Raw genomic sequence first — 8,144 nt, forward strand, 5'->3', positions numbered from 1 at the left:
GCAATGGACAGGCTGTCACGCATTGATCGTGAAGTTCTGCGTTTGGCTGTCTACGAAATGCTGTACAGAGACGATGTTCCGCCAAAGGTTGTCGTGAATGAAGCGATTGATTTGGCTAAGCACTATGGTACGGATGAGTCCGGAAAATTCGTCAACGGTGTTCTTGGTAAAATGATCAAAGAAGTCGAAGATTTGAAAAGCAAGGTCACACCAACTTAAATTAACAGCTTACGAAGATGATGTTCACAACATTTTTAGGGGGATAAAACATGTCTGCACAAGTTATTAATGGAAAAGAATTGGTAAGTTCTATTCGTGAGGAAATTCGGGCGGATGCTGCAGCGCTTACAGCGAATGGCCATCAACCTGGTCTTGTGGTCGTTATCGTGGGGGAAGACCCAGCTTCGCAAGTTTATGTCAGAAATAAAGCAAAAGCATGCGACGACGTRGGCATCTATTCGGAAGTACACCGTCTGCCTGAAGCTACGACTCAGCAAGAATTAATCGCACTCATTCACAAATTTAATAGCGACAACAGAATTAACGGGATTCTCGTGCAATCACCCCTGCCTAAACATATTGATGAAGAAGCTGTTGTAGATGAAATCGACCCATTGAAAGATGTGGATTGCTTTCACCCAGTGAATGTTGGTAATTTAATGATCGGTAAAGACGGTATGAAGCCTTGTACACCTCATGGGGTTATCGAAATTTTGAAACGTACAGGGGTAGAAATCGCTGGTAAACACGCTGTCGTCGTCGGAAGAAGCAATATTGTTGGAAAACCAATGGCTATGCTGCTGCTGCGCGAGCATGCAACAGTTTCTATTGTTCATTCACGCACTCCGAATATGGAGGAAATCACGAAACAAGCTGATATTCTTGTTGTTGCCGTTGGCAAAGCACATTTAATTAAAGCACATCACGTAAAACCAGGGGCAGTCGTCGTTGATGTTGGGATGAATCGTCCTGCTGACGGTAAGTTGACAGGGGATGTCGATTTCGAAGCAGTAAAAGAAATAGCAAGCGCGATCACACCGGTTCCGGGTTGTGTTGGGCCAATGACGATCACGATGCTGCTTCGCAATACGGTGGATGCTGCTAACCGCGCCGCTAAAGTGAATGTGAGTGTTTAACTGAGCTTATGGGTAGAAACGAGACGAAGATTTTTTCTGTCAAGGATTTAAACCGTTACATCAAAATGCTGCTGGAAGGCGACAATCGTCTTCAGGATGTATGGGTGCGAGGCGAAATTTCCAACTTCACTCATCATTCCAGCGGCCATATGTATTTTACACTGAAGGATGCCGATGGCAGGCTGAAGAGCATCATGTTCGCCTCTCATAACCAGAGGCTTGGGTTTATTCCAAAAGAGGGCACGAAAGTGATCGCCCGTGGTAATATATCCGTTTATGAACGGGACGGAGCTTACCAGTTCTATGTGACGGCGATGCAGCCGGATGGCATCGGCAGTTTGTATTTGGCTTTCGAGCAGCTGAAAAAGAAGCTCGAGACGGAAGGGCTGTTCGCGGCGGAGCGCAAAAAACCGATTCCTCGGTTTCCACGCGCGATCGGCGTGATTACCTCTCCGACGGGTGCCGCGATCCGTGATGTTATCATCACGCTTCAACGGCGCTATCCGTCGGTACAAATCCTCCTGTACCCCGTACTGGTACAGGGGACAGGGGCAGCTCCTTCGATCGTCAAAGCGATCGAAGCAATGAACCGCCTCGGTGAAGCCGACGTGCTCATCGTGGGCCGCGGAGGCGGCTCACTAGAGGAGCTGTGGGCGTTCAACGAGGAAGCTGTGGCGCGGGCTATTGCAGCCTCCGCGATTCCAGTCATCTCGGCCGTCGGCCACGAGACGGACTTTACGATCGCGGACTTCGTCGCCGATCTGAGAGCGCCGACGCCTAYGGCGGCGGCAGAGCTCGCCGTCCCTAGCCGCGCCGAGCTCAAGCAGCAGCTATCGCAGCAGGCGCAGCGCCTGCACTACGGGCTGCTTCAGCAGCTGCGCCGCAAGCAGGAACGGCTCGAGCGCGCGAAGCGCTCGCCGTTCCTGACGAACCCCCGCAGACAGCTGCTGATGCAGCCTGCGGAAAGGCTCGACCGGCTGGCGGAGCAGCTCGGTTATCGGATGCGCCAGCGCGTTCAGCGGCTGGCGGAACGGCACATGAAGCTGGAGCGCACGTTGTCCAGCTTCAATCCCAAAGAGCAGGCCGTGTTCGCAAGGCGGCGCCTCGATACCTCGGGGCGGCAGATGCTCACGGCCATGCAGACCCTCCTGCGTGCGAAGAAGCAGGAGTGGCAAGCCAGCGTCCGTCATCTGGACGCCCTCAGCCCGCTGAAGGTCATGCAGCGCGGCTACAGCTTGGCGTATGACGAGGAGGACCAGGTCCTCATTCGATCTGTTGCCCAAGTCAAGGTTGGGGACCATGTGAAGATTCGCCTCAAGGACGGCAGATTGGATTGCCAAGTATCGGGGATGGAGGAGAACCATAATGTCAACGAATGAAACGGAAGTAAGCTTTGAACTGGCAATTGAACAGTTGGAGCGTATTGTGTCGCAACTAGAAAGCGGTGACGTGCCTCTGGAGAAAGCCATTGAGCTTTATCAAGAAGGTGTGCGGCTCTCTCACTTGTGCGGTGTGAAACTTGAGCAAGTCGAGAAGAAAATTGAGATGCTGGTTGAAGGGGAAACAGGCACTGTAAGCAGGAAGCCTTTCCAACCTGCCTTGGAAGATAAGGGGAATTAGGTTGAAGACAATGTCCACTATTCGTGAATATATTGCTTCGAATGCCGAAATGGTCGAAGCAGCACTCATAACAGCACTCCCCGCACAGTGGAATGTTCCAGCTTCACTGCGTGAGTCTATGAACTATTCTCTAATGGCTGGCGGCAAACGGCTGCGGCCTATTCTTGTTCTGGCAGCTGCTGAGGCGCTTGGGGGATCTCAGGCAGCGGCATTGCCCGCAGCGCTGGCGATAGAAATGGTACATACATATTCTTTGATTCATGATGATCTCCCTGCGATGGATAATGATGATTACCGCAGAGGTAAGCTGACGAACCACAAAGTATATGGGGAAGCCATGGCTATCCTGGCAGGCGATGCACTGCTGACACATGCCTTTTACAGCATTACGCAAGCTCACAAGGTTCATGGCATTCCAGCGGAACGCGTGCTTTCAATCACAGAAGAGCTCGCTGCATACGCTGGTGCAAGGGGAATGGTAGGCGGTCAGGCAGCTGACATGCTTGGGGAACAAGGCTTAACGAAGCTTGAGGAATTAGAGTTCATTCATCTGCACAAAACGAGTGATCTCATCGTATTCTCATTACGAGCTGGCGCGCATATTGCCGGAGCCAACAAGGGGCAGCTAGCTGCATTAAGCGAATTCGGCAATGCGATTGGACTTGCTTTTCAAATTCAGGATGATATTTTGGATATTATCGGGGATGAGAAGAAGCTTGGCAAACCGGTGAAGAGTGATGAGAAACAACAAAAGGTGACTTACCCTTATTTTATAGGGCTTGAAGCTTCAGAGATGAAGGTTAAGGAATTAACCGAGCAAGCCAAGAAAGCGCTGCTGCAAGGCGGATTTACGAATCCGGAGAGGCTGTTCCAGCTTGCTGATTATTTAATGCAAAGAGATCATTAAAGGTTAATTTTACATATTTTGTTGTTAATCGGGGTGGATTTTCACGATTTGCCCAAAACTATGATATAATGGGGAAATGAATCTCAGTATTTTCACATTGAAAGTGAGGAAACAAGCGTGCTGCTCGAACAAATCAATCGACCTGAGGATTTGAAACGGTTATCCATGGCGGAGCTTGAGGTATTGGCTGGTGAAATCCGTCAATTTCTGATCGAAAAGTTATCCGTTACAGGTGGACATCTGTCCTCGAACTTAGGTGTGGTTGAGCTCACCATCGCACTACATACCTTGTTCCACAGCCCCTATGATAAATTGCTTTTTGATGTGGGACATCAGGCGTATGTACACAAGATTTTGACAGGCCGCAAGGATAAGTTTGATACATTGCGTAAGTACAAAGGTTTGTGTGGGTTTATCAAGCGATCTGAAAGTGAACATGACGTCTGGGAAGCCGGACACAGCAGTACCTCTTTATCCGCAGCGATGGGTATGGCCATGGCGCGTGATTTGAAAGGCGAACACAACAAAGTCGTTGCCATCATCGGTGACGGTGCTATCACAGGCGGCATGGCGCTAGAAGCCATGAATCATATTGGTCATGAGAAGAAAAATATTATGGTCATTCTGAATGACAATGAAATGTCCATTGCGCCCAACGTCGGGGCGATTCATAATTATTTAAGCAAGATACGTTCGGATCGTCATTATTTGAAGGCGAAAGAAGAAGTTGAACATTTACTTAAGAAAATACCTGCCATTGGCGGCACGTTGGCAAAAACAGCGGAGAAGCTGAAGGACAGTCTCAAATATTTTGTTTTGAACGGAGTTTGGTTTGAAGAGTTAGGCTTTACCTACATCGGTCCAGTTGATGGCCATAACTTGCCTGTATTACTGGATACCTTGAAGCAAGCAGAGAAAGTTGTTGGGCCTGTGCTGGTGCATGTGGTCACAACAAAAGGGAAGGGTTACACGCCCGCTGAGCAAGATTCTCATAGCTGGCATGGCCCAGGACCTTACAAAATTGAGTCCGGCCAAGTGCTTAAATCGGTTGGACCTCCCATGTATACAGAGGTTTTTGGTAACACATTGATTCAGATGGCTGAACAGGATTCCCGTATCGTGGCGGTCACACCTGCTATGCCAGGGGGATCAGGCTTGCTTAAGTTCGCCAAGCAATACCCTAGCCGTATGATCGATGTTGGGATTGCGGAGCAGCATGCTGCTACGTTATGCGCAGGCTTAGCCAGTGAAGGTTTAAAGCCGGTATTTGCCGTGTATTCCACCTTCCTGCAGAGAGCATACGATCAAGTTGTCCATGATATTTGCCGCCCGAAACTGAATGTGGCTTTTGCCATTGACCGTGCTGGTTTTGTAGGACCTGATGGTGAAACGCATCAAGGCGTATACGATATTGCTTTCCTGYGCTCGTTGCCTAATATGGTGTTGATGATGCCGAAGGATGAGAAGGAATTACAGGATATGATGCAGACGGCGCTTGAATATGATGAAGGCCCAATCGCTTATCGTTATCCACGGAATAGTGGAGTCGGGGCAAGCCTTGATGAAGCGCCAAAAGCAATTCCGATTGGAACTTGGGAAACGCTGCGCGAAGGCGATTATGCCGCTGTATTGGCGGTTGGCCCGATGGTTCAGGTTGCTGTAGAAGCTTCCGAGCAATTAGCAAAAGAAGGAATCAAACTTCGCGTTGTGAACGCTCGCTTCATTAAACCGCTGGATGATATGTATTTACGCCAATTGGCGAATGAAGCGATTCCGATCATCACGATGGAAGAAGGCGCGATTCAAGGCGGGTTTGGCAGTGCTGTCATGGAGTTTTTTGCAGCTAATCATTTCACAGGATTACATGTTAATGTAATGGGGATTCCTGATTATTTCGTTGAACATGGATCGGTGAAGGAACAACGTGAAGAGGTCGGACTTACTGCACACAATTTAATTGCCGAAGTGAAGAAGCTCGTGCCTCGCAAAAGACAACGGGCCTAAACGCTGCAACGCTACGAATAGGAGTAAAAACAAACACAATGTCATCGGATAAAGAACGATTGGATTTATTGCTCTTGGAGCAAGGTTATTTTGAAAGCAGGGAGAAAGCAAAGGCCGCCATTATGGCAGGCCTTGTTTTTGCTGATGAAGAACCCGCAGATAAAGCGGGGATGAAGATCAGCCGCAAAGCTGTACTCAAAGTAAAAGGGGCGCTGCATCCTTATGTAAGTAGAGGCGGCCTTAAGCTGGAAAAGGCGTTAAAGCAGTTTGAGATCAATCTAACTGGCGCTGTGATGGTGGATATTGGCGCATCCACAGGTGGATTTACGGATTGCGCGCTACAGAACGGCGCATCCAAGGTTTACGCTGTAGATGTCGGCTACAATCAATTGKACTGGTCGCTTCGCAATGATGAGCGCGTTCAAGTGATGGAGAGAACGAATTTCCGCTACACGACAATGGAAGATTTGAACGGCCCGCGGCCGTCGTTTGCCAGTATCGATGTCTCTTTTATTTCCCTGCGCATTATTTTACCTCCCCTTAAAGAAATCTTACTGAACGAGGGAGTCGTTGTGGCGCTCATTAAACCCCAGTTTGRAGCAGGTCGAGAGAAAGTTGGCAAATCAGGTGTTGTACGGGATCCTGACGTGCATATTGAAGTGTTGACCACAGTTCTCACTTTTGCAGAAGAGCTTGGTTTTCGATTAAAAGGATTAACGTACTCGCCGATTACGGGTGGGGAAGGAAATATTGAATTTCTAGCTTATTGGTCAAGCGACTCGAATGAGGATGCCACGCTTGCTGACGCTGCTTCGCTGAAAGACCTCATTGCCCTTACTGTCAAAGAAGCACAAAAATTGCATGGCAAATAAACTCATCTTTGCGCACCCTTTTTGCGGCCCAGAGATGGGTTTTTTCACTTCATAAAAAGGATTTACGGACAATATCCGCGAATACTATGGCGAGGTGAGGGACATGGAGAAAGGCGATGTCACAGTCATTTTGTTGATCCTGATTGTGGTTATAGGTTTTCTTTTTTTTCGACTTCAAAGGTGGCTAGACGGGCCAACGAAAAAGCGAATCAGAATTCCAAGACATTCAGAAATTCCTCAGGATGAAGTTGTTGAATTATTGGAAGGGGCTGGCTTTGACGTATTGGCCGGTAAAACCAAAATTCCAATCTCTATGACCTTGAACGATAAAGAACAGCTGGAAAGCAGGCTATTTATTGACTATTTTGTCCAGAAGGATGATCACATTTACCTGGTTAAAGTAGCCAAGGAACGCAAACCGCTTGAAATGACAGGCAGCTCTATTCGCGATATGCTGCTGGTTTACAGTCTTATTTATCCGGAGGCTGACGGGGTGCTTTATGTCGATATGGCCATGAATAAAATCAAAAAAATCACATTCCATATAGAGGTGTAGGCATGAAAGGTCAAAGGCATGTAAAAATCAGGGAAATCATTACGAATCACGAAATTGAGACGCAAGATGAGTTAGTGGAGTCTCTGCGGGCAGCTGGTTTCCATGTCACACAGGCGACGGTTTCCCGAGATATTAAGGAGCTCCATCTCATCAAAATCCCGTTAGATGACGGGAGATACAAATATTYCATGCCGGCAGATCAACGGTTTAACCCTATGCAAAGGCTGCGCAGAGCGCTCAGTGATCATTTTGTAAGTATTGATAGTACGGATAATCTTGTTGTGATGAAATGTCTGCCGGGTACTGCGAACACCATCTGCGCACTGATTGATAATCTGGAGTGGGAAGGTGTCATGGGAACCATTTGCGGTGATGATACGATTCTTGTGATTTGCCGCGGCAAAGAGAAAAGCGTTACTTTTGTAAACGAAGTTATGTCCTTATTATCTTAAAGCCAGGAGGAATACATGCTTACAGAATTATCGATTCGTAATTTGGCGGTTATTGAACATGTGCATATCCGTTTTAAAATGGGGTTTCATGTCCTTACGGGGGAAACAGGCGCAGGGAAATCAATCATCATTGATGCGTTAACGCTCATTGTTGGAGGTAGGGGCTCTTCCGACTTGGTCCGTTATGGAGCAGATAAAGCAGAGATTGAAGCGATGTTTGAGCTTCCGCATACGCATCCGGTTTGGAACACGCTGACAGAGCTTGGCATTCAAGCGGATCCTAGCGAGCATTTGCTTATACGTCGCGAAATTACGGCTACAGGGAAGAGTTCCAGCCGCATTAACGGGCAGCTTGTGAATCTTACGATGCTGCGTCAAACAGGCGAATGGCTCGTTAACATCCATGGACAGCATGAACATCAGTCGCTTCTTAACGATGAAGAGCACATTCATTCTCTTGATTTGTTTGGGGATGAGGAAATTGCTGCGGCTAAAAAAATCTATCAATCTACTTATGACGAATATATGAAGCTACATAAAGATTTGCGGGAGCTTCAAGAAACGAGTAAACAAGCGCTGCAGATGCTGGATTTATAC

Annotated in this window: 10 protein-coding genes; all 10 read left to right on the top strand. The window is 48.0% G+C overall.

Annotated features, from left to right (window positions below):
• On the top strand, positions 1 to 219 hold a 219-nt coding region (nusB, locus tag AC1DUA_RS13600; RefSeq protein WP_477500274.1), incomplete at its 5' end, for a transcription antitermination factor NusB.
• Positions 220 to 269: 50 nt separating this feature from the next.
• Positions 270 to 1,136 carry a bifunctional methylenetetrahydrofolate dehydrogenase/methenyltetrahydrofolate cyclohydrolase FolD gene (gene folD / locus AC1DUA_RS13605; protein ID WP_477500275.1) on the top strand — a complete coding sequence of 289 codons (867 nt, stop codon included), beginning with the start codon at positions 270 to 272 and terminating at the stop codon, positions 1,134 to 1,136.
• Between the two features lie 8 nt (positions 1,137 to 1,144).
• On the top strand, positions 1,145 to 2,515 hold the full coding sequence (xseA, locus tag AC1DUA_RS13610) for an exodeoxyribonuclease VII large subunit (protein ID WP_477500276.1): 1,371 nt from the start codon (positions 1,145 to 1,147) through the stop codon (positions 2,513 to 2,515).
• Positions 2,502 to 2,756: an exodeoxyribonuclease VII small subunit gene (xseB, locus tag AC1DUA_RS13615; RefSeq protein ID WP_477500277.1), complete on the top strand. Its 255-nt coding sequence runs from the start codon at positions 2,502 to 2,504 to the stop codon at positions 2,754 to 2,756. Before xseA ends, xseB begins: the two co-directional genes overlap by 14 nt.
• A gap of 10 nt (positions 2,757 to 2,766) precedes the next feature.
• Complete coding sequence (locus AC1DUA_RS13620; protein ID WP_477500283.1) at positions 2,767 to 3,663, top strand: polyprenyl synthetase family protein; 897 nt, start codon at positions 2,767 to 2,769, stop codon at positions 3,661 to 3,663.
• A 117-nt stretch (positions 3,664 to 3,780) separates the two neighbouring features.
• Positions 3,781 to 5,667, top strand: coding sequence for a 1-deoxy-D-xylulose-5-phosphate synthase (gene dxs / locus AC1DUA_RS13625; protein ID WP_477500278.1), 1,887 nt, complete (start codon positions 3,781 to 3,783; stop codon positions 5,665 to 5,667).
• Positions 5,668 to 5,705: 38 nt separating this feature from the next.
• Entirely contained in the window at positions 5,706 to 6,539 is an 834-nt protein-coding gene (locus AC1DUA_RS13630; RefSeq protein WP_477500279.1) for a TlyA family RNA methyltransferase, read from the top strand.
• Between the two features lie 103 nt (positions 6,540 to 6,642).
• On the top strand, positions 6,643 to 7,095 hold the full coding sequence (locus tag AC1DUA_RS13635; RefSeq protein WP_477500280.1) for a hypothetical protein: 453 nt from the start codon (positions 6,643 to 6,645) through the stop codon (positions 7,093 to 7,095).
• A gap of 2 nt (positions 7,096 to 7,097) precedes the next feature.
• Complete coding sequence (gene ahrC / locus AC1DUA_RS13640; RefSeq protein ID WP_477500281.1) at positions 7,098 to 7,547, top strand: transcriptional regulator AhrC/ArgR; 450 nt, start codon at positions 7,098 to 7,100, stop codon at positions 7,545 to 7,547.
• A gap of 15 nt (positions 7,548 to 7,562) precedes the next feature.
• Positions 7,563 to 8,144: AAA family ATPase (locus AC1DUA_RS13645; protein WP_477500282.1), on the top strand; the 582-nt coding region annotated here is incomplete at its 3' end.

Source organism: Paenibacillus sp. 01T422 (assembly GCF_056398785.1).

Coding starts and splice junctions, on each gene's coding strand:
- AC1DUA_RS13635 (WP_477500280.1), top strand. CDS start 6,643: ATGGAGAAAGGCGATGTCACAGTCATTTTGTTGATCCTGATTGTGGTT.
- xseB (WP_477500277.1), top strand. CDS start 2,502: ATGTCAACGAATGAAACGGAAGTAAGCTTTGAACTGGCAATTGAACAG.
- AC1DUA_RS13620 (WP_477500283.1), top strand. CDS start 2,767: ATGTCCACTATTCGTGAATATATTGCTTCGAATGCCGAAATGGTCGAA.